The sequence below is a fragment of the Clostridium tyrobutyricum genome, assembly GCF_019144085.1.
GTDB lineage: Bacteria > Bacillota > Clostridia > Clostridiales > Clostridiaceae > Clostridium_B > Clostridium_B tyrobutyricum_A.
Genome location: NZ_JAHHUY010000079.1, coordinates 1 through 1,133, shown reverse-complemented (window position 1 = coordinate 1,133; position 1,133 = coordinate 1). Strand labels below are relative to the sequence as shown.

Below are 1,133 nucleotides of genomic sequence, written 5' to 3'. Positions count from 1 at the left end.
GATATATCATTGTCAATTTCTATATGTCCGGATCCACTTCCAAGTGAAATAGTATGAATTTGATCAAATGCCCAGTCTTGCGGTAGAGTATATCCTAAATTTCCACTAAATCCTGAAGACATATCACATACAAAACTACTGCATGAATATCCGGCATTAGCAATTCTGCTGCAAACATTTCTAGGTGCATATATACCTATATTATACTTTGAACCTAACTCAGTAAATGTATTCTTAATTGCCTTAAAATAAGGGATTATAGCATTCGTCACATTTATATCTAGAGCATCGAAATCAACTGTAAAATATATTATTGTACCATCAGGAAATCCTAGATTATTGGCCGCAGCTATTGCAGAATTTGCATCTGATACTCCCTGTGATGAAGTAAAGTAAATCAAATTATATCCTCCAACTTCAAATATTGGAACAACTTTGAGGTTATTGGCAAATATAGTTTCTAATTCATCATGTGTCATTGCATATATTCCCGTAAGATATCTTCCAACTATTTCATATCCATTGGCTTTTAATGTAGCTGCTTTTTCAGCTGTTATAGTTGTAGAACAGTCACATGCCGTACCTTTTCTATTTGGATCGCCTGTACTAACTAAAAGTGATGCCCATGTTTGAGATCCTGCATAACCATCTGCAGTTAAGCCTACAAACTGTTGAAAATTTATTATTGCTGTTTTAAGTCCATTTCCATATAACCCATCAAAACCATTTGGATTATATCCATTACAGTATAGAGAATATTGAAGCAACAATATAAACTTCTTAGTAGCATTAGTACCGGGAATTATTGGACATCCAGCCTGAGTAGTGGAACCCCATATACCATCTGTACTATTTCCTTCTTCATGCTGCACTGCTTTTATCAATGCTGTATTTGTTGAACGTGAATATACGCCATTTGAAGGTATTAATCCAATTACACTATTATAGTCACGATTAAGATTCTGCTGGATAGTTCTAATATTAGTATCACCACCAGAAATTAATACATATGCATCAGTATTTAATAATGCTTTAAAAATCATTGGAGTTGTAATCCCATCTTGAGTTGTTAGACCTGCATCTGATTGAAACTTTTTTATAGCAGTTATAACACCATTACCATATCCACCATC

Annotated in this window: 1 protein-coding gene; it reads right to left on the bottom strand. The window is 33.8% G+C overall.

Annotation, left to right across the window (positions count from 1 at the left end):
- Positions 1 to 1,133 (bottom strand): glycoside hydrolase domain-containing protein (locus KM800_RS15075; protein ID WP_217813818.1); only part of this gene is annotated, 1,133 nt, incomplete at both ends.